The sequence below is a fragment of the Limnohabitans sp. 15K genome, assembly GCF_002778285.1.
Classification (GTDB): domain Bacteria; phylum Pseudomonadota; class Gammaproteobacteria; order Burkholderiales; family Burkholderiaceae_C; genus Limnohabitans_A.
The window spans coordinates 319,266-338,296 of the sequence record NZ_NESM01000003.1; the positions used below are offsets into that span (position 1 = coordinate 319,266).

At 59.3% G+C, this 19,031-nt stretch carries 18 protein-coding genes; 6 read left to right on the forward strand and 12 right to left on the reverse strand.

Translation table 11 applies throughout. The features are described from left to right. Window positions 1–16 precede the first annotated feature (16 nt). Together B9Z40_RS12770 and gpmA are read right to left on the reverse strand one after the other, a co-directional pair. Window positions 17–1,468 (reverse strand): S41 family peptidase, encoded by a 1,452-nt coding sequence (locus tag B9Z40_RS12770; RefSeq protein ID WP_100173726.1) that lies wholly within the window; start codon window positions 1,466–1,468, stop codon window positions 17–19. 73 nt (window positions 1,469–1,541) lie between these two features. Next, on the reverse strand, window positions 1,542–2,279 hold the full coding sequence (gpmA, locus tag B9Z40_RS12775) for a 2,3-diphosphoglycerate-dependent phosphoglycerate mutase (RefSeq protein ID WP_100173727.1): 738 nt from the start codon (window positions 2,277–2,279) through the stop codon (window positions 1,542–1,544). Window positions 2,280–2,392: 113 nt separating this feature from the next. Here gpmA and B9Z40_RS12780 point away from each other — a divergent pair, with 113 nt between their 5' ends. The 4 genes from B9Z40_RS12780 (at window position 2,393) to B9Z40_RS12795 (ending at window position 4,648) form a co-directional block, all read left to right on the forward strand. Further along, on the forward strand, window positions 2,393–2,794 hold the full coding sequence (locus B9Z40_RS12780; RefSeq protein ID WP_100173728.1) for a rhodanese-like domain-containing protein: 402 nt from the start codon (window positions 2,393–2,395) through the stop codon (window positions 2,792–2,794). A 16-nt stretch (window positions 2,795–2,810) separates the two neighbouring features. After that, the gene (grxC, locus tag B9Z40_RS12785) at window positions 2,811–3,071 is read left to right on the forward strand and encodes a glutaredoxin 3 (protein WP_100173729.1); all 261 of its coding nucleotides are present in this window, start codon (window positions 2,811–2,813) and stop codon (window positions 3,069–3,071) included. A gap of 92 nt (window positions 3,072–3,163) precedes the next feature. Then, window positions 3,164–3,628, forward strand: coding sequence for a protein-export chaperone SecB (gene secB, locus B9Z40_RS12790; RefSeq protein ID WP_100173730.1), 465 nt, complete (start codon window positions 3,164–3,166; stop codon window positions 3,626–3,628). A gap of 18 nt (window positions 3,629–3,646) precedes the next feature. After that, the gene (locus B9Z40_RS12795; protein WP_100173731.1) at window positions 3,647–4,648 is read left to right on the forward strand and encodes an NAD(P)H-dependent glycerol-3-phosphate dehydrogenase; all 1,002 of its coding nucleotides are present in this window, start codon (window positions 3,647–3,649) and stop codon (window positions 4,646–4,648) included. A 27-nt stretch (window positions 4,649–4,675) separates the two neighbouring features. Here B9Z40_RS12795 and panC read toward each other — a convergent pair whose 3' ends face one another. The 6 genes from panC to metG all read right to left on the reverse strand — a co-directional run bounded on the left by panC (window position 4,676) and on the right by metG (window position 11,271). After that, window positions 4,676–5,524 (reverse strand): pantoate--beta-alanine ligase, encoded by an 849-nt coding sequence (gene panC / locus B9Z40_RS12800; protein ID WP_100173732.1) that lies wholly within the window; start codon window positions 5,522–5,524, stop codon window positions 4,676–4,678. Between the two features lie 74 nt (window positions 5,525–5,598). Then, window positions 5,599–6,447: a ScpA family protein gene (locus B9Z40_RS12805; RefSeq protein WP_100173733.1), complete on the reverse strand. Its 849-nt coding sequence runs from the start codon at window positions 6,445–6,447 to the stop codon at window positions 5,599–5,601. A gap of 14 nt (window positions 6,448–6,461) precedes the next feature. Further along, entirely contained in the window at window positions 6,462–6,668 is a 207-nt protein-coding gene (locus B9Z40_RS12810; protein WP_100173734.1) for a DUF3460 family protein, read from the reverse strand. A 68-nt stretch (window positions 6,669–6,736) separates the two neighbouring features. Beyond that, entirely contained in the window at window positions 6,737–8,416 is a 1,680-nt protein-coding gene (locus B9Z40_RS12815) for a SulP family inorganic anion transporter (protein ID WP_100173735.1), read from the reverse strand. Further along, complete coding sequence (locus tag B9Z40_RS12820) at window positions 8,413–9,150, reverse strand: YoaK family protein (protein ID WP_100173736.1); 738 nt, start codon at window positions 9,148–9,150, stop codon at window positions 8,413–8,415. Before B9Z40_RS12820 ends, B9Z40_RS12815 begins: the two co-directional genes overlap by 4 nt. A 27-nt stretch (window positions 9,151–9,177) precedes the next feature. After that, entirely contained in the window at window positions 9,178–11,271 is a 2,094-nt protein-coding gene (gene metG / locus B9Z40_RS12825) for a methionine--tRNA ligase (protein ID WP_100173737.1), read from the reverse strand. 86 nt (window positions 11,272–11,357) lie between these two features. Here metG and apbC point away from each other — a divergent pair, with 86 nt between their 5' ends. Beyond that, the gene (gene apbC / locus B9Z40_RS12830; protein ID WP_100173738.1) at window positions 11,358–12,446 is read left to right on the forward strand and encodes an iron-sulfur cluster carrier protein ApbC; all 1,089 of its coding nucleotides are present in this window, start codon (window positions 11,358–11,360) and stop codon (window positions 12,444–12,446) included. Between the two features lie 88 nt (window positions 12,447–12,534). On the opposite strand, the gene B9Z40_RS12835 is transcribed toward apbC, so the two are convergent. Together B9Z40_RS12835 and B9Z40_RS12840 are read right to left on the reverse strand one after the other, a co-directional pair. Continuing rightward, on the reverse strand, window positions 12,535–14,244 hold the full coding sequence (locus B9Z40_RS12835) for an amidohydrolase family protein (RefSeq protein ID WP_100173739.1): 1,710 nt from the start codon (window positions 14,242–14,244) through the stop codon (window positions 12,535–12,537). 36 nt (window positions 14,245–14,280) lie between these two features. Beyond that, window positions 14,281–15,294, reverse strand: coding sequence for a tripartite tricarboxylate transporter substrate binding protein (locus B9Z40_RS12840; protein ID WP_100173740.1), 1,014 nt, complete (start codon window positions 15,292–15,294; stop codon window positions 14,281–14,283). A gap of 150 nt (window positions 15,295–15,444) precedes the next feature. Here B9Z40_RS12840 and B9Z40_RS12845 point away from each other — a divergent pair, with 150 nt between their 5' ends. Further along, window positions 15,445–16,371, forward strand: coding sequence for a LysR family transcriptional regulator (locus B9Z40_RS12845; RefSeq protein ID WP_100173741.1), 927 nt, complete (start codon window positions 15,445–15,447; stop codon window positions 16,369–16,371). Window positions 16,372–16,413: 42 nt separating this feature from the next. Here the strand turns inward: B9Z40_RS12845 and B9Z40_RS12850 are convergent, their stop codons facing one another. Further along, a complete protein-coding gene (locus tag B9Z40_RS12850) occupies window positions 16,414–17,334 on the reverse strand; it encodes an EamA family transporter (protein ID WP_100173742.1) in 921 nt (306 codons plus the stop codon). A 129-nt stretch (window positions 17,335–17,463) separates the two neighbouring features. After that, a complete protein-coding gene (locus B9Z40_RS12855; RefSeq protein WP_100173867.1) occupies window positions 17,464–19,017 on the reverse strand; it encodes a benzoate-CoA ligase family protein in 1,554 nt (517 codons plus the stop codon). Window positions 19,018–19,031: the final 14 nt, after the last annotated feature.

Here is a 19,031-nt window from a genome sequence, read left to right on the forward strand (position 1 = left end):
GCGTCCACCATGGCGATTAGTCTTCTTTCTTGTCGACTTTACGCTCGGCCAAAGTGCTGCTGGCCTTCACGGGCAGACCCTTGAGCTTGTTCAGGGCCTGGATCAGCTGGAAGTCCTTGTCAGAACCAAATTCGGGCAGTCGGCGTTCGGCGACAGGCTTTTTGGATTCTTCTTCCAGCTTTTTGAGGGCTTCTTCACGGGCTTTTTCGCGGGCCGGGTCTTTCTTCTCTTCGGCCTCTTTGCCGTTGGACAAGTGCTTCTCCAGATCGGCCTCGCGGGTGCGCAGGGCGGCAAACACGTTGCCCTCGGCGGTTTCGTCCAGCATCACTTCAGGCACGATGCCTTTGGCCTGGATCGCACGGCCGTTGGGGGTGTAGTAGCGGGCGGTGGTGATCTTGAGTGCCGTGTCCGGACCCAGTTGGCGCACGGTTTGCACAGAGCCCTTGCCAAAGGTCTGGCTGCCCATCAGGGTGCCGCGTTTGTAGTCTTGCAAGGCACCTGCCACGATTTCGCTGGCCGAGGCCGAGCCTTCGTTCACCAAGACCACCAAAGGCACTTTCTTCAAGGCACCACCGGTGGCTTGGGTCATGCGTGCAATGGGGTCATTGTTGTTGTTGCGCCGCCAAAATTGGGGTGATGCTTTGTAGGCGAATTTGCTTTCTTCAAGTTGGCCGTTGGTCGTGACCACGGTGACGTTCTCTGGCAAAAATGCGGCGGACAAAGCCACGGCAGCGTCGAGCAAACCACCCGGGTCGTTGCGCAGGTCAAGCACCAAGCCTTTGAGTTGAGGCTCTTGCTTGTACATCTCTTCGATCTTGCGGGCGAAGTCATCGACGGTGCGTTCTTGGAACTGCGAGACGCGAATCCAGCCATAACCTGGCTCGATGACTTTGGATTTGACCGATTGGGTCTTGATTTCCTCGCGCACGATGGTCACTGGGAAGGTGCGGTTTTCGGATTTGCGGAAGATGGTCAGCAGCACCTTGGTCTTGGGCTCGCCACGCATGCGTTTGACGGCGTCGTTCAAGCTGAGACCTTTGACCGCGGTGTCATCGATCTTGGTGATCAGGTCATTGGGTTTGAGGCCAGCGCGGTCTGCGGGAGAGCCTTCGATGGGAGAAACCACTTTGACCAGACCGTCTTCTTGGCTGATTTCGATGCCCACACCCACAAATTTGCCAGAAGTGCCTTCAGAAAACTCTTTGAAGCTCTTTTTGTCGAAATATTGAGAGTGTGGATCCAGGCTGGCGACCATGCCAGAGATGGCCTCAGAAATAAGTTTTTTCTCGTCAACGGGCTCGACGTAATCGCTCTTGACCATGCCAAACACGGCGGCCAATTGCTGAAGCTCTTCCAGGGGCAGGGGGGCCAGGTTGCCGCGTGCCACCGTTTGCAGTGACACCGTGGTCAGTACACCCGCCAATGCGCCCACGCTGAGCCAGCCTGCGATCTTGAGTTTTTGTCCCATGTGCTTCAGTCTATCTATTCAGAATCAGGTCAATATACACCCGAGGGGCGGTGGAATGCACCGCCTGGGGTTATCAGGCTTTGCCCTGGCTGGCCACTGCCGCGGCGGCCTTGGCGGCGGCTTCTGCATCGCCCAGATAGTAGTGGCGGATGGGCTTGAGGTTCTCGTCCAATTCGTACACCAGCGGAATGCCGTTGGGGATGTTCAGACTCACGATGTCTTCGTCAGACACATTGTCCAGATACTTGATCAGCGCTCGGATGGAATTCCCGTGCGCGGCCAGCATCACACGTTTGCCCGCCTTGATGCTGGGGGCAATGCTGTCGTTCCAGGCCGGTATGACCCGGGCCACGGTGTCTTTCAGGCATTCGGTCAGCGGAACAGCTTGGGCACTCGGGTAGCGCCGGTCGCTGCGCTCGCAACGAGGGTCGGTGGACTCCAAGGCGGGTGGCGGCGTGTCGTAGCTGCGGCGCCACACCAGCACCTGTTCATCGCCAAATTCTTTGGCCATGTCCGCTTTGTTCAGTCCTTGCAGTGCCCCATAGTGGCGTTCGTTCAGGCGGTAGTCCTTGACCACGGGCAGCCAAGTGCGGTCCATTTCGTCCAAAGTGAGCCAAAGCGTGCGTATGGCCCGCTTGAGCACCGAGGTGTAACAAATGTCAAAGTCCCAGCCCTCGGCTTTGAGCAGCTGACCGGCTGACATGGCTTGGCTCACGCCGACGGGGGTCAAATCGACATCGGTCCAACCCGTGAAACGGTTTTCAAGGTTCCAGGTGGATTCGCCATGGCGGATAAGAACAATTTTGTACATGTGAAGTGAGACTTTGAAGGTCGTGAAATCAAAGGATAAGCCGGTCATTTTAGAATCTACACCTCCCGGCCTTTCATCTGGCCCTTGTTTTTTTGCCTTTAAAGGTCTGATTCGTGAAATTTTTCCTCGACAACTGGATGCTCATCACCGTGGCTTTGGTCTCGGGGGCCGCTTTGCTTTTCCCTGTTTTGAACAAAGGCAATGGCTTGAGCCCACAAGACATGGTGCAGCTGATGAACCGTGAAAAAGCCGTCGTCATTGACGTGTGCGAGCCCGAAGAGTTCGCGCGCAGTCATGTGATGGGCGCCAAAAACCTGCCTTTGGGCCAACTCGAAGACAAATTGGCCCAGTTGGTCAAAAACAAATCGTCCCAAGTGGTGATGGTCTGCCAGGTGGGTGCCCGCTCGGCCCGCGCGGCTGCAACGGCCCGCAAACTCGGGTTTGAGAATGTGCATTCGCTCGCTGGAGGCCTCAAGGCCTGGCAAGCTGCCAGCATGCCTGTCGACAAAGCCTGAACCCCAAGGAAAACCGATGCAAACCGTCAAGATGTACACCACCGCTGTCTGCCCTTACTGCGTGCGAGCCAAGCAGCTGCTCAAATCCAAAGGCGTCGAACAGATTGAAGAAATCCGCATCGACTTGGACCCCGTGCAGCGCGACCTCATGATGCAAACGACAGGTCGCCGCACCGTGCCTCAAATCTATGTGGGCGAGACCCATGTGGGCGGCTGCGACGATTTGATGGCGCTGGACGCCAAAGGCGGTTTGGTGCCTTTGTTGCAAGCCGCCTGACTTTGAGGCGTTTTTGATCGCTGATAATTGGGCGGTCTTATTTTTGGACATTCCCTGAAAAGCCTGTCCGCATTCATTTTGAAGAGAAATCCATGACCGATACCGCAGTCAACACCGAAGCTTTGGCCCCTGTTTTTCAAATCCAACGCGTTTACCTCAAAGAGGCTTCGCTCGAGCAACCCAATTCCCCCGCCATTTTGTTGGAGCAGCAGCAACCCAGCGTGGACATTCAACTGGGCGTGGAAGCCACACCCGCTGCTGAGGGCGTGTTTGAGGTGTGTGTGACCGCCACGGTGCACACGAAAATCGCTGACAAAACCGTATTTTTGGCCGAATGCAAGCAAGGCGGCATTTTTGAAATCCGCAACCTGCCCGAAGACCAAATGGGTCCGGTCATGGGCATCGCTTGCCCACAAATCGTCTACCCTTACCTACGCGCCAGCGTGGCCGACTTGATCACACGCGCTGGCTTTCCGCCCGTGCACTTGGCTGAGATCAACTTCCAAGCCATGTACGAGCAGCAGCAAGCCCAGCAAGCTGCTGCCCCTCAGCAGTAAAAGCGACACGCGCCCGGCATGCAGATCACCGTCATCGGTGCGGGGGCTTGGGGCACCGCGCTGGCCATTGCGGCCAGCCGCCAAACCTCAGCCCACCAGGTGAGCCTGCATGTGCGTGATGCGGCCCAGGCGCAGGCCATGCAAGCCCTGCGTCGCAATGAACGTTATTTGCCAGGCATTGATTTGCCAGCTGCCCTGAACATCGTTTCTGGTCCTTTGGATGCAGAGCGCCAACAGGCACGATCTGAAGATCTGTTCGTCATTGCCACCCCCATGGCCGGTTTGCGCAGCAGCTTGCAAGCGCTGCAAGGCACTGCAGCTTCGGTGGCTTGGTTGTGCAAAGGGTTTGAGTCCGGCACCGGCCTCATGCCGCATGAGGTGCAAGCCCAAGTGGCCCCGCAGTTGTTGGCCGGGGCCTTGAATGGTCCCAGTTTTGCGCAAGAAGTGGCCCGCAGCCAGCCGACGGCTTTGGTGGCTGCCAGTTCGCACGCCTCCGTGCGTGAGGCCTTGGTCAAAGCATTCCATGGTGGGGCTTTGCGCGTGTACGCCAACGACGACATCGTGGGGGTTGAGGTTGGAGGGGCCGTGAAAAACGTGCTCGCCATTGCCACGGGCCTGTGTGATGGCCTGGAATTGGGCCTGAACGCCCGTGCGGCGCTCATCACACGGGGCCTGGCCGAGATGACCCGATTGGGCGTGGCTTTGGGGGCCAAGACCGAAACTTTCATGGGTTTGTCCGGTTTGGGCGATTTGGTGCTGACCGCCACAGGCGACTTGAGCCGCAACCGCAAGGTGGGATTGCTGCTGGCACAGGGCCTGAGTTTGGAACAAGCTGTGACATCGCTCGGCCATGTGGCCGAAGGCGTTTACAGCGCCCGCACCGTTTGGCAACGCGCCCAGAGTCTGGGTGTTGACATGCCCATCACGCAAGCTGTCGTTGCATTGCTGGATGGCCACTTGCAAGCCCTTGAGGCCGTGCAGGTGCTGATGGGGCGTGGGCCTCGGGGCGAGGCGGTTTAAGTTGCTGGCCAGCCGCTGTTGGCGGTTTCAGATCTCGAAATTGTCAATCAAGCGCGTTGCGCCCAACTTGGCCGCGCCCAAAACCACCAACGGATCGCCTGCTTGGGGCGTTTGCAGGTCATGGCGGCGGCGCACGGTCAGGTAGTCGGGATGCCAGCCGCGCTGGCGCAGACCTTCCATGGCTTTGGCTTCGAGGGCGGGCAAGTGAGCGGCCAGCGCATCGGCAGCGGCCACAGCGTCGCGGCCCAGTTCGCGCAGGGCCAATGACAGTTGCAGCGCTTCGGCCCGTTCGGCTTCGCTCAGGTAGCCGTTGCGCGAACTCAGTGCCAGGCCATCTTCGGCGCGGCAGGTGTCCACGCCCAGCACGGTGATGGGCAGTGCGAACTGGCGCACCATCTGGCGAATCACCATGAGCTGCTGGTAGTCCTTTTTGCCGAACACGGCCACGCCCTGGGCCTTGCCCGCGAACACGCTCATGAACAGCTTCATCACCACGGTGGACACGCCCGTGAAAAAACCGGGGCGAAAGTGACCTTCCAAAATGTCGGCCAGCGCCGGGTCGGCGTGCACCTTGACGGTCTGGGCTTCTGGATAAAGATCGGTCTCGCGCGGGGCAAACACCACATCGCATCCTGCGGCCTGCAGCTTGGCGCAGTCGGCTTCCCAAGTGCGGGGGTAGCTGTCAAAGTCTTCGTGCGGCAAGAACTGCAGGCGATTCACAAAGATGCTGGTCACCGTGCAGTCGCCTTGGGGCTTGGCCAGCTCGACCAGCTTGATGTGGCCTGCGTGCAGGTTGCCCATGGTGGGCACAAAGGCGGGGCGTTGTGAGGCGCTCAGGGCTTGGCGGAGTTCGTCGATGGAACGGGCAATGATCATGGGGGACATCTCTGTAGAAATGGCGCTTGGCCAAGCGTTGTGTGCGTTGTCAGGCGCGCGTGCTTGGCTGGCCTTCAGCTGGGTGTGTAAGCCAGCCGAACGTAAATCGGTGCAAAAGCCTCGGCTTGGGTGATCTCAATCAGGGTTTCTTTGGCCAACTCGAGCAAGGCGATGAAGGTCACCACCAACACCGGGGTTCCCAATGTAGGGTCAAACAAGTTCTCAAACTCCACAAACTTGCGGCCTTGCAGGTGCTTGAGCACGATGGTCATGTGTTCGCGCACGCTGAGCTCTTCGCGGCTGATTTTGTGGTGCTGAACCAAGTTGGCGCGTTTCAATATGTCACGCCACGCCAATTGCAGCTCGTCCATGTTCACATCGGGAAAGCGCGGTTGCAGGCTTTGCTCGATGTAAACCTGTGCCTGCAAAAAATCGCGCCCGTACTGAGGCACCACATTCAGTTGCATGGAGGCGAGCTTCATTTGCTCGTACTCCAGCAAGCGTCGCACCAGCTCGGCCCGGGGGTCTTCAGCTTCTTCGCCCTCAGCCACCTTTTTGGGGGGCAACAACATGCGCGACTTGATCTCGATCAGCATGGCCGCCATCAACAGATACTCGGCCGCCAGTTCCAGGTTGCGTTGGCGGATTTCGTCCACATAGGCCAGGTACTGGCGCGTGACACCTGCCATGGGGATGTCGAGGATGTTGAAGTTTTGCTTGCGGATCAAATAGAGCAGCAAATCCAGTGGGCCCTCAAAAGCCTCCAAAAACACCTCCAGTGCATCCGGCGGGATGTACAGGTCGGTGGGCATGGAGAACAAAGGCTCGCCGTACAGCCGAGCCACCGCCACATGGTCGACCACCTGCGGCATGGACGCGGGCGCGTCTTGCAGCGGGGCAGGCAGTTCGGTGGGGAGGGTCATGGAAAGGGCTGCGCTCAGGAGGCCTGAGTTTGGTAAACGTAAGGTTTTTGAGCCACTTGACCGTCTTTGAAGGCTTGCTGCTCCACGCGGCTCACGGGCTTGTCCCAGAGCAAAGCACGGCCTTGGCGTTGCTCTGCTTCCAACTCAGGGCGTTGGGCCTTGAGTTGCTCAATGAATTGGGTGGTGTCGGAGGTGTAATCGGGGCGGCGGAAAATGGACATACAGGTCTTTCTTTTGGGCAGTCGGGCAGCGCAAAGGCGCGTGTGAAACGGCTCAACAAGGCTTGATTTTACTGGCCTTGAGGGGCGAACTGACGGACAGCCCTTTGCAGACCCGAAGGCAGATCGGCTTCCAGTCGACCTTGAAGGTGTTCCAGTATCCCGCTTCGCACTGCAATGTCGAGGGGCTGGTGTTCCAAGCCACAGACGATCAGCTGAATCTCTTTTTTCTGGCAAGTGTCGATCAGGTTCATCAAGGCATCTGCACCCGAGGAGTCGATGTAAATCACGTTTTTGAGGTCCACCACCAAGACAGGCGTGCTGATCTTGTCTTCAATCTCTTCGATCAATTTGACGGCACCAAAGAACAAGGCTCCGTAAAGACGCCAAGCTTGGACCCGGGTTTCATAGCCCACCAGTGCGGCTTGGTCCCGTGGGCTCACACTTTCGCAGCGGCTCAGGCTGGAGATGCGGTAAATAAAGGTCAGGCAGGCAGCGATGAGACCCACTTCGATGGCCACCGTCAGGTCAAACACCACGGTGAGTAAAAACACCGCCAGCAAGGTCAACCGGTAGGGCAGGCGGTATTGGCGCAACAGCCAAAACTCTCGCCACTCGCCCATGTTCCAGGCCACAAACATCAAGATCGCTGCCAGTGCCGCCAGGGGAATGTGCGCGGCCAAGGGGGCCGCCACCAGCACCACAGCCAGCAAAGTCAGCGCATGCACCATGCCGGAAATGGGGGTGGTCCCGCCGCTTTGGATGTTGGTGACGGTCCGTGCAATCGTCCCCGTGGCAGGCATGCCGCCAAAAAAAGGCGTCACGAAATTGGCCACACCTTGTGCCATCAATTCTTGGTTGGGGTTGTGGCGGTCCCCGGTCATGCCGTCGGCGATGCGGGCGCAAAGCAAGGATTCAATCGCCCCCAAAAGCGTCAATGTCAGGGTCGGCATGAGTAGAAACCGGGCGCTGTCCCAGCTGAACTCAGGCCATACGAAAGCAGGCATGGACGACGGGATGCCACCGAACTTGCTGCCAATGGTCTCTACCGGCAAAGACAGCAACCAAGCGACCCCAGTCGCGAACACCAGCACGATGACAGAGCCCGGCACCATGGTGATGGCCTTGAAGGGGGTGTCTGCCAAGCGGCGGCTCATGCGCAACCAACCGACCAGCAAGGACAAAGAGGCCAAGCCCAGTAGAAAAGAAGCCAAGCTGGCACTTTGCAGGTTGTGCCACAGCGCGTGCAAGATGCCAAAAAAGTCTGCCGGCATGTTGATGATTTTCAGGCCCAAAAAGTCCTTGATTTGCGTCAACATGATCAATACCGCGATGCCGTTGGTGAACCCAATGACCACCGACACCGGAATGAACCGAATCAAGCTGCCCAGTCGGAAGAGGCCCATCAAAAACAGCAACACGCCCGACATGGCGGTGGCCAAAATCAGGTTGGCCAAGCCGTAGCGCTCCACGATGCCGTAAACGATGACGATGAAGGCGCCAGCCGGTCCGCCGATTTGCACGCGGCTGCCTCCCAGGGCCGAAATCAAGAACCCCGAAATGATGGCGGTGAACAAGCCCGCCTCGGGTTTGAGGCCAGAGGCGATGGCAAAAGCCATGGCCAAGGGCAAGGCCACGACACCGACCGTTATGCCTGCGCTCACATCTTGAACAAAGCGTTGCCGGTTGTAGCCTTGCAGGCTGTCCAGCAATCGGGGTCGAAAGAAATGCATGGCCTGCACCCAGTTCATGTGGCGTGGGATCGCAGGTCGGACAACAGAGGGCGCAGACACAAAATCCAAAGCAAGGCGGCCAAGGGCAAGGTGGTGATGTAGCCCCCGTGTTTAAAGCCCAAAGCCCCAACCAGTCCGCCAACTAAGAATCCCAGCACCAATGACGCTTGTACCCGCAAGCGTTGGCGGTTGGCCAGCACGGGCTGAGTCAGGTGGGACCGATTCATGTAAAACAGTTTGCCCAGCTCAATCCCCAAATCGGTGACCAGACCCGTGATGTGCGTGGTGCGGATTTCGGCCTTCGAGATCTTGGTGATGACCGCATTTTGCAGGCCCATGATGAAGCACAGCAGGACCACCGTGATCGGAACAAACACCTGCGACCAAGCCGCAATGGCTGCGCCAAACAAGCCGAAAACGAGCAAGGCCACAGACTCCAGCAGCAAAGGAAGGCTGTAACTGCTGTGCAGGCGCTGACGCAACCCCCAGTTGACCAGCATGGCCGTGCACATGGCGCCCGCCATGAAAGCCATGAGGCAAACCACACCCGCCAAGGCCAGGGTCATGTTCCCCAGCACAAGATCGTCGGCGACCGAAGACACGATGCCCGTCATGTGCGATGTGTAACTGCCCACCGCCAAAAAACCACCCGCGTTGGTGGCCCCGGCCACAAAGGTCAGAACCAGCCCTAAGCGAAGATTGGCCTCAGGGCTGCGCTGTACATCTGTCCATCCACGAATCAGGGGAAACATGTCCAGCGCTTTCTCAGGGCCAGGCGATCAGTGAATCCGCATGCCGGGCTTAGCACCCGGCCAAGGGTGCAGCACATGAATGCCGGGTTCGGCTTTTTCGTCAGCATGGCTGGCAGCCAGCACCATGCCTTCACTCACGCCAAACTTCATCTTGCGCGGGGCCAGGTTGGCCACCATGACCGTCAGTTTGCCGATCAGGTCTTCGGGCTTGTACATGCTGGCGATGCCACTGAACACATTGCGCGTGCGACCCTCGCCCACGTCCAGCGTCAGGCGCAGCAACTTGACCGAGCCTTCCACAGGTTCGCAGTTCACGATTTGGGCGATGCGCAAATCGATTTTGGTGAAGTCATCGATGGAAATCGTGGGCGCGATCTCTTCACCGCCGGGGATCAGCTTTTCTTCGACCACGGCAGGCGGCTCGAACAAAGCGTCGAGTTGTTCGGGGGTGACGCGTTGCATCAGGTGTTGGTAAGCGTTGATGGTGTGGCCCGCGCCCAGCAGGCTTTGCGCCTGGTCAAACGTGAAAGGGGACACATTCAGGAAGGCTTCGACCTGCGCCGCCAAAGCAGGCAAGACGGGTTTGAGTTGCAGGGAGAGCAGGCGGAAGGCCTCGATGCAGGCACTGCAGGCATCGTGCAAGCGTACTTCCTGGCCTTCTTGCTTGGCCAGTTCCCAAGGTTTGTTTTGGTCCACGTAGGCGTTGACCTTGTCGGCCAGCAACATGACTTCGCGCAGGGCCTTGGCGTATTCGCGCTCCTCGTAAAAGGCGGCAATCGTGGGTGTGGTGCTTTGCAGAGCAGTCAGCAGCGCCTGACCGTCGGCGCTCACCATGCCCAGTTTTCCGTCAAAGCGCTTGGCAATGAAACCGGCCGAGCGGGAGGCGATGTTGATGAACTTGCCAATCAAGTCAGAGTTCACCCGTGCCATGAAGTCTTCGGCGTTGAAGTCGATGTCTTCGTTGCGGGCCGACAGCTTGGCGGCCAGGTAGTAGCGCAGCCACTCGGGGTTCATGCCCAGGCTGAGGTACTTGAGCGGGTCCAGGCCCGTGCCCCGGCTCTTGCTCATTTTTTCGCCGTTGTTCACCGTCAAAAAGCCGTGCACGTTCACCTTATTGGGCGTCTTGCGGCCCGAAAAGTGCAGCATGGCGGGCCAAAACAGCGTGTGGAAGGTGACGATGTCTTTGCCGATGAAGTGGATTTGCTCCAGATCCGGGTTGGCCATGTAGGCGTTGTAGTCCTCGCCGCGCTTGTCCAGCAAGTTCTTGAGCGAGGCCAAGTAGCCCACAGGTGCGTCGAGCCACACATAAAAGTATTTGCCCGGCGCATCGGGGATTTTGATGCCAAAGTAAGGCGCGTCTCGCGAGATGTCCCAGTCGCCCAAGCCTTCGCTGGTCGTGCCGTCGGGGTTGGTGCGAACAGAAAACCACTCTTTGACCTTGTTGGCCACTTCGGGTTGCAGCTTGCCGTCTTGCGTCCACTGGCTCAAAAATTCAACGCAGCGTGGGTCGGACAACTTGAAAAAGAAGTGCTCCGAGGTTTTGAGCTCGGGTTTGGCACCCGACAGAGCCGAGAAGGGGTTGATCAGGTCGGTGGGGGCGTAGACCGCGCCACACACCTCGCAGTTGTCCCCGTACTGGTCTTTGGCGTGGCACTTGGGGCACTCGCCTTTGATGAAACGGTCGGGCAAAAACATGTTCTTTTGCGGATCGAAGAACTGTTCGACCGAGCGCACCTCGATCAGCGAGCCGCCATCGGTCTTTGAGATGTCGCGCAGGTCGCGGTAAATCTGGCGGGCCAGCTCGTGGTTTTCAGGCGCGTCTGTGCTGTGCCAGTTGTCGAACTGGATGTGAAAGCCGTCCAAATAAGGCTTGCGGCCCGCCGCGATGTCGGCCACGAACTGCTGGGGCGTCTTGCCCGCTTTTTCGGCCGCGATCATGATCGGTGCGCCATGGGTGTCGTCGGCACCTACAAAGTTGACCTGGCTGCCCTGCATGCGCTGGAACCGCACCCAGATGTCGGCCTGGATGTACTCCATGATGTGGCCGATGTGGAAATTGCCGTTGGCATACGGCAAGGCGGTGGTGACAAAAAGCTGGCGCGGGGCGTTGGGGGCAGACATGGTGGGGCAGTTTGTAGGGGAATCGCTGATTTTAGGGTGTACGCGTTGGCTTGTCGGTAAACTCCGCCCCATTCTAGAAAGTGACCATGGCGACCACAGAACAACTCCTACAGGCCCTCCAAGCCGTTATTGACCCCAACACGGGCAAAGACTTCATCACGACCAAAACCCTGAAAAACCTGCAAGTCGACGGCGGCGATGTGTCGTTTGACGTGGAACTGGGCTACCCCGCCAAGAGCCAGATCCCTGGGATTCGCCAAGCGCTGATTGCCGCTGCCAAGGGCGTGGCGGGTGTGGCCAACGTGTCGGCCAACGTGATCAGCAAGATCGCCGCCCATTCTGCTCAGCGCGGCGTGGCGCTGCTGCCGCAGGTGAAAAACATTGTGGCCGTGGCCTCGGGCAAGGGCGGCGTGGGCAAGAGCACCACCGCCGTGAACCTGGCGTTGGCGCTGGCCGCCGAGGGTGCCAAAGTGGGCCTGCTGGACGCCGACATTTACGGCCCCAGCCAGCCCATGATGATGGGCATCGAAGGCCGCCCCGAGAGCGACGATGGCCAGACCATGGAACCCATGGAGAACTACGGCGTGCAGGTCATGTCGATTGGTTTTCTGGTCAGCCAAGACGAGGCCATGATCTGGCGCGGCCCCATGGCCACCCAGGCGTTGGAGCAGCTGCTGCGCCAGACCAACTGGAAAGAACTGGACTATTTGATCGTCGACATGCCACCTGGCACGGGCGACATCCAGCTGACGCTCAGCCAGCGCGTGCCCATGACGGGCGCGGTCATCGTCACCACGCCGCAAGACATTGCGCTCTTGGACGCCAAAAAAGGCGTGAAGATGTTCGAAAAAGTCGGCGTGCCGATTTTGGGTCTGGTAGAGAACATGGCGGTGCACGTTTGCACCAACTGCGGCCATGTGGAGCACATTTTTGGCGCAGACGGTGGCAAGAAAATGGCCGCCGAATACGGCATGGACTATCTTGGTGCTTTGCCGCTCGACATGCAGATCCGCTTGCAAGCCGACAGCGGCAAGCCTACTGTGGTGTACGACCCCGATGGCGAAGTTGCCCAGATCTACAAAGCCGTGGCACGCCAAGTGGCGGTCAAGATTGCGGCCAAGGCCAAGGACTTCTCCAGCAAGTTTCCCAGCATCAAGATCAGCAAGGACACCTGATCAGGCGTGATCCATGCGCCCAGAACACGGCGTTCTGGGCATGAAAAAGGGGCACCCAAAGGTGCCCCTTGTGCATTCAGCCTGAACGTCAGCTTTTTTGACCGGCCCTCATCAGCTGGCCTGGTAAGGCGCCTGTGGCCTGCTGGTGTTCAAAGATGGGCTGACCAGCCACCAAGGTGGCGATGTAGCCATCGCAGCGCTGGGTCAAGCGCCGTCCGCCTGCGGGCAGGTCATAGACCATCTCTGGCGCGTACAGGCGCAGTTTGTCGTAGTCGATGATGTTGATGTCGGCTTTTTTGCCCACTTGCAGCGTGCCCCGGTCGTGCATGCCGTAGATGCGTGCCGTGTCCTGCGTCTGGCGTTTGACCATGGCTTCCACGCTGAAGGTGCCGCCCCTTGTGCGCGAACGGCTCCAGTGGGTGAGCATGAAGGTGGGCATGCTCACATCGCAGATGTAGTTGCAGTGCGCGCCACCATCTGACAGGCTGTTGACGGTCACATCGGTTTGCAGCCATTCGTGCAGGTGGTCCAGGTTGCCATACGAGTAGTTGAAGCTCGGGTAATACAGCATGGCCATGCCCTCGCGCTCCATCATCAGGTCGTACACCACTTCCAGACCGCTGCGGCCCTGGGCCTGCATCATGGCTTTGACGCTTTCGCTGGCTTCGGGCTCGTAGTCCGGGTTGTCGGCCAGGCGGTAGATTTTGTGGAAGTTGCCAAACATGGTGCGCATGCGCTCATCGGTGCGCAGGCGTTCGCCGGTCAGGATGGCTTCGCGCACCTCGGGCAGGCGCAGCCGGGCGATGCGCTCTGGCCAGGGCAGCTTGGCGATCTCCAGGAAAGCCGGGCTCACGATGAAGGGATGCAAGCTGCTGTGCCATGAAAACAGCAGGCCCACGGGCCGTCCGCAAACGCCGCCATACAAGGGAATGTTTTGCGCATGGGCTTCCTTGAGGGTGCCCAGAATGTCTTTCCACAAATCGGGCGCCGGGTCGGTCTGCTGCAGGTTAAAAAGCACGGGCAGCTTGTTTTTGAGGGCCAAATTGCGCATCCAAGGGATCTCGTGGTGCATGGAGATGTGGTTGGAGGTCATCTGGAACACGCCGTGACCCACCTCGCCCAGCACTTGGCCCAGGGTGGAGATTTCTTCGCCCGTGGCAAAGGTGCCGGGCGGGTATTTGCGTTGGTCGTATTTGTGCAAAAAGGTGCGCGAGGTGGAAAAACCGTAGGCCCCAGCCTTCAGGGCCTCGCGCACAATGCCGCACATCTCAAACAAATCGTCGGGCGTGGTTTCGTCGTGCTGGATGCCGCGCTCGCCCATCACATAGGCGCGAACGGCCGAGTGGGGGATTTGCGTGGCGATGTCCAGGGCCTTGGGGCGGCGCGCCAGCGCGTCCATGTATTCGGGAAAACTTTCCCAGTCCCACTGGATGCCTTCTGAGAGCACGGCGCCAGGGATGTCTTCGACGCCTTCCATGACCGAAATCAGCCAGTCGCGTTTGTCGGGCTTGACCGGGGCAAAGCCCATGCCGCAGTTGCCCATGACGACGCTGGTCACGCCGTGCGCCGTGGACGGCGAGAGGTAGGGGTCCCAGGTGGCCTGGCCGTCGTAATGGGTGTGGATGTCGATCCAGCCGGGTGTGACGATGGCACCTTGGGCGTCGAGGGTGCGGCGCGCAGGGCCTGCTTTGCCGCCCACCTGGCTGATGACCCCCTGGTCGATGGCGATGTCGCCTGCTTGGGCGGGAGCGCCGGTGCCGTCAATGAGGCTGCCGCCGCGAATCACGAGATCGTGCATGGTGTTGTCCTTGTTGGTTGTAGATGGGCTTGGTGCTCAGTCGAGCTTGAGGTTCAGGCGTTTGATCACCGTGCCCCAGCGTTCATGGTCGCGTTTGACGATGCGGGCAAACTCTTCAGGACCAGCACCGCTGACTTCATTGCCTTGGTTGGCGATCATTTGGCTGACCTCGGGCGATCTCAAAGCGCGGCCCATGGCGTCCGAGATTCTTTTGCTCAAAGCAGGTGACATGTTGCCGGGTGCAAAAAAGCCCTGCCAGCCCACGATGTCGATGCCGTCCACGCCGGCCTCGGTCATGGTGGGCAGATCGGGAAGTACCGTCAGGCGCTTGTCTGCTGCTACGGCCAGCAGCTTGAAGCGTCCGGCCTTGGCGCCCTCTACGGCGGTGGCTGTGCCATCAAAGTAAAACTGCACATCGCCTGCCATCAGGGCCCGTGTGGCGTCCGGCGTGCCTTTGTAGGGCACATGCACCATTTGGGTGTTGCTGCGCATCATCAGCATTTCGGCATTCAGGTGCGATGTCGATCCTTGGCTGTAAGAGGCAAAGTTCAGTTTGCCCGGGTTGCTGCGCGCATAGTTCACCATGTCGCGTACCGAATTGAAGGGCGACTCCTTGTTGACCACCAGCACCGTGGCCGAGCGGGCCACCTGCGTGATGGGCGTGAAGTCCTTGAACGGGTCGTAGGGCAGTTTGCTGTACAGGTGCGGGTTCTGGGTGTGGGTCACCACGATGGTGTACAGCAGGGTGTGACCGTCATTGGCGGCGCGTGCCACATCTTGTGCGCCAATTAGCGTGCCCGCACCGGGCTTGTTGTCCACGACAAAGTTGCCACCGGTCTCCTCGTTTAACTTGCGCGCAATCGTTCGTGCCAACCCATCAGAACCAGAACCGGCAGGGAACGGCACCACGATGCGCACGGGTTTGCCGGGTGTGGGCCACTGAGGCTCCTGCGCCATGGCCGGTGCACTGCTCACGCCCAAGGCCAAGAGCATCAGGGCCGTCAATTTCCGGCGAACTGGTTGCAGCGATTCGTTCTTGCGAAAGTTCATTGTTGTCTCCTGTAGTAGTGGTTGAATGGCTGGCCAAGGACGCCGTGATCAAAGCCGTGGGCTGTCACCTGCAGCGCATCAACGCTCAGCTTAGGGGCTTGCGGTGTTGAAAACAATTGCAAAATAATATGAATCGATTGAATATTTTTTATGTTGAACCTCAAACGCTTGGAACACTTGGTCGTCATCGCGCAAGAGCATTCGTTCTTGAAGGCTGCCCAGCGCTTGCACCTGACACCCCCGGCGTTGACCCGCAGCATCCAGACGCTGGAGAGCACCTTGGGTTTGACGTTGCTCAACCGAACCCATGAGGGGGTCAGCCTCACCGATGCGGGCCAGCTCGTGGTGCAGCGGGCCAACCGTCTCTTGGGGGATGCACAGAACCTCAAAAATGAAGCAGACCAGTTGCGCGGCGTGCAGACCGGGCAGGTCAACTTCGGGGTCGGGGTTTTTCCGGCTGCGGCTTTTTTGACGGGGGTCTTGATCCACCAGGCCCGCGAGCGTCCCGGACTCAAAGTCCAGGTGGACATTGGCAGCTGGCAGAGGTTGTTGGGCAAGCTCGAACGCCATGAACTTGATTTTGTGGTGGCCCTGACCCAGAGCTTGCCGCCCCCGCAGGATTTTCAGATTCAAGACTTGCCCAGCCAGCGGTTTGCTTTTTTTGTCCGAACGGGGCATCCCTTGTTGGCGATGAGCGCGGTCAGTCAGTTGGCGGCTTTTCGGACCTATGGTTTGATGGGCCCCCAGTTGCCGCGTAAGGCCCAGGAAAACCTGTGCGCTTTGTACGCCATCGAGGATGTGCAGGCCTTGCCCATGGCCCTGATTTGCGACGAGATCCATGTTCTGCAAGCCGTGGTGGCTGCCAGTGACCATGTGTTGCTGGCCACGCACGAGGGCATGCACAGCTGTTTGACACAAGGGCGTGTGCAGGTGTTGCGCCACGTGCAGTACACACAGGCCCAGCCGGTGGGCATTTCTGTGGTTCACCACCGCCAGCGCAGCTTGTCCCCGGCGGCGGCTTGGTTTGTCGAGTTGATCGGCCAGTCGCTGAGCGGTCAGTGGCCGCCTGAGGGCTAGCCCGCCCGATCAGACTTGCGCGTGGGGTGCGCCCGAGCTCATTCAGGGCGCTGCCTTGGGCAGGATGCCCGGCCTAAAATTCACCAGCAAGGCCAGCAAAGTCAGCAAGATGCCCGCCCACTGCCAAGCGGTGATGACTTCTTGCAAAGCGAAAGCGCCTGCAGCCAGTCCGACCACCGGCACTCCCAGACTCAAAGGCGCCACTTGGTTGGCCGGGTGTCGTTTGAGCAGCCCTGTCCACAAGGCGTAAGCGATCACGGTGGCAAACCAGCCCAGGTACAGCACACTGGCCCAGCTGAGCCAGCTGACTTGCGCCAGATGCGCCCAGCTCAAAGGCGGGTCCAGTTGCCAGCTCAGCAGCATGAAGGGCAGGATGGGTAAGGCCGAACTCCACACCACAAAGGCCACCGGGTCCAGGCTTTGGCCTGGTTTGCAGGCCTGCTGCGCTTGGCGTGCGACGATGTTGGACGCGGCCCACATGGCCGCAGCAGCCAGGTTCAGGGCCAGTCCCGCCCAGGTCACGCCCACCGATGAGCCCGCCAGGATGCCCAAACCAAAGCAGGTTAGCGCCAGGCCGCCCAAGCCAAGGCTGTACCTTTGGTGGCGGGCCAGTTTTTCTTGCAACAAGACCAGGCCGAACAGCGCCGTGAAAAACACCTGGGTTTGCATCAGCACCGAGGCAAGTGATGCGGTCATGCCCACCTTGAGCGCCAGGAACAGCAAGCCGAACTGCCCCAGGCCCTGACACAAGCCATACAAAACCACCCACTGCCAAGGGATGGCAGGCGGGCGAATGAGCAGCAGCAGTGTCAAAGCAGCCGCCATGTAACGACCTGCGCCCAATTGCAAAGGCGTGAAGTCTTGCAGGCCAAACTTCATGGCCACAAAGTTGGTGCCCCATATGGCGATCACGCCCAATGCTGAGAGGTAGTCTTTGGTGGTGAAGGTCGAAGCAGAACTCATGCGGGCAGGTGTCTCGAAAAACCAGGCTCTCAGCCGTGTGAGAGCCCAAAAAAACTACGGTGCGCTGACCGTGGCATCGCATGATAAGGACGCCGCAGCCCAAGACCTGAGCCTTGGGCGACGCCCGTTTCAGGGAGCGTTCTTTTCCAATTCACGCAAGCGAAAGCGCTGGATCTTGCCAGTGGCGGTCTTGGGCAACTCGGCCACAAACTCGATGAACCGTGGGTATTTGTAAGGGGCCAAACGCTCTTTCACAAAGGCCTTGACCTCTTCTTGCGTCAGACTTTGACCGGCTTTGAGCACGATGAAGGCTTTGGTTTTGGTCAGGCCGTCGCTGTCTTCTTTGCCAATCACGGCCGCTTCCAAAATGGCGGGGTGTTGCACCAGGGTGGACTCGACTTCAAAAGGCGAGACGTAAATGCCACTGACTTTGAGCATGTCGTCGTTGCGCCCGGCATAGGTGTAATAACCGTCGGCGTCACGCGTGTATTTGTCGCCGCTTTTGGTCCAAACGCCCTGAAAAGTGTCTCGGGTTTTGTCTCGGTTGTTCCAGTACATCAGGGCGCTGCTGGGGCCTTGGATGAACAGGTCGCCTATCTCGTCGTGTCCGGCGAGCACGCCGCCGTCCTCGCCCCGAAGTTGCAATTCATAGCCGGGCACGGCCTTGCCGGTGGTGCCGTAACGCACGTCTCCCGGGCGGTTGGACAAAAACACATGCAGCATTTCTGTCGAACCAATGCCGTCGATGATGTCGCAGCCAAAGTGCTTGGACCAACGCTCGGCGATGTCGCGTGGCAAGGCTTCCCCCGCCGACGAGCACAAACGCAGAGCCACTGCACTTTTTGCTGGCAAGTCGGGCTGCGCCAACATGCCGCCGTAGCCGGTGGGTGCGCCATAAAACACAGTGGGCTGGTGGTCGACCAGGCGCTTGAAAGTCGCTTGTGGGGTGGGGCGCTCGGCCATCAGCACCACGCTGGCCCCTACGCTCAATGGGTAGGTGAGGGCATTGCCCAGGCCATAGGCGAAGAACAATTTGGCGGCCGAGAAGACCACATCGCTTTCGCGCAATGCCAGCACGCCCTTGCCATACAGCTCGGCCGTCCAGTACAGGTTGCCCTGACTGTGCACGGTGCCTTTGGGTTTGCCTGTGGAGCCGGAGGAATACAGCCAGAAAGCCGGTTCATCGGCCAAGGTTTGCACGGGCAGCACGGGGTTGTTCTGGGCCACGAAGTCGGCCATGTTGTACTGGCCTTGCGCCAGCGGGCCCGCGGGGCGTGAGACCACCACATGCTGGACTTCGGTTTTGACCAAATCCAGTGCGGCTTGCAGTGTGGGCAGCAGCGCAGCCGAGACCAAGGCTGCCTGGGCGCGGCTGTTGCTCAGCATGAAGGCATAGTCTTCGGCAGTCAGCAGCGTGTTCACGGCCACGGGCACGATGCCCGCGTAAAGCGATCCCAAAAAGGCCACCACCCAGTCGCTGCTGTCTTGCATGAGCAGCAGCACACGCTCTTCGCGCTTGAGGCCCAATGCCTTGAGACCGCCTGCAAAGTGGCGGACCTGCTCGGTCAACTCGCCATAAGTCGTGTTGCCTGTATCGTCGATCAGGGCGATTTTTTCAGGACGTGCTGCGTTGGTGGCGATCAGATGCTGGGCGAAGTTGAACTCGGTGGGTGGTGGGGTCATGTGGCTCATGTTTG

Excerpts from the sequence above, each read along its gene's own strand:
- B9Z40_RS12770 (WP_100173726.1), bottom strand. The coding sequence starts at position 1,468 with ATGGGACAAAAACTCAAGATCGCAGGCTGGCTCAGCGTGGGCGCATTG.
- gpmA (WP_100173727.1), bottom strand. The coding sequence starts at position 2,279 with ATGTACAAAATTGTTCTTATCCGCCATGGCGAATCCACCTGGAACCTT.
- grxC (WP_100173729.1), top strand. The coding sequence starts at position 2,811 with ATGCAAACCGTCAAGATGTACACCACCGCTGTCTGCCCTTACTGCGTG.
- secB (WP_100173730.1), top strand. The coding sequence starts at position 3,164 with ATGACCGATACCGCAGTCAACACCGAAGCTTTGGCCCCTGTTTTTCAA.
- B9Z40_RS12795 (WP_100173731.1), top strand. The coding sequence starts at position 3,647 with ATGCAGATCACCGTCATCGGTGCGGGGGCTTGGGGCACCGCGCTGGCC.
- panC (WP_100173732.1), bottom strand. The coding sequence starts at position 5,524 with ATGATCATTGCCCGTTCCATCGACGAACTCCGCCAAGCCCTGAGCGCC.
- B9Z40_RS12805 (WP_100173733.1), bottom strand. The coding sequence starts at position 6,447 with ATGACCCTCCCCACCGAACTGCCTGCCCCGCTGCAAGACGCGCCCGCG.
- B9Z40_RS12810 (WP_100173734.1), bottom strand. The coding sequence starts at position 6,668 with ATGTCCATTTTCCGCCGCCCCGATTACACCTCCGACACCACCCAATTC.
- B9Z40_RS12815 (WP_100173735.1), bottom strand. The coding sequence starts at position 8,416 with ATGAACTGGGTGCAGGCCATGCATTTCTTTCGACCCCGATTGCTGGAC.
- B9Z40_RS12820 (WP_100173736.1), bottom strand. The coding sequence starts at position 9,150 with ATGTTTCCCCTGATTCGTGGATGGACAGATGTACAGCGCAGCCCTGAG.
- metG (WP_100173737.1), bottom strand. The coding sequence starts at position 11,271 with ATGTCTGCCCCCAACGCCCCGCGCCAGCTTTTTGTCACCACCGCCTTG.
- apbC (WP_100173738.1), top strand. The coding sequence starts at position 11,358 with ATGGCGACCACAGAACAACTCCTACAGGCCCTCCAAGCCGTTATTGAC.
- B9Z40_RS12835 (WP_100173739.1), bottom strand. The coding sequence starts at position 14,244 with ATGCACGATCTCGTGATTCGCGGCGGCAGCCTCATTGACGGCACCGGC.
- B9Z40_RS12840 (WP_100173740.1), bottom strand. The coding sequence starts at position 15,294 with ATGAACTTTCGCAAGAACGAATCGCTGCAACCAGTTCGCCGGAAATTG.
- B9Z40_RS12845 (WP_100173741.1), top strand. The coding sequence starts at position 15,445 with ATGTTGAACCTCAAACGCTTGGAACACTTGGTCGTCATCGCGCAAGAG.
- B9Z40_RS12850 (WP_100173742.1), bottom strand. The coding sequence starts at position 17,334 with ATGAGTTCTGCTTCGACCTTCACCACCAAAGACTACCTCTCAGCATTG.
- B9Z40_RS12855 (WP_100173867.1), bottom strand. The coding sequence starts at position 19,017 with ATGACCCCACCACCCACCGAGTTCAACTTCGCCCAGCATCTGATCGCC.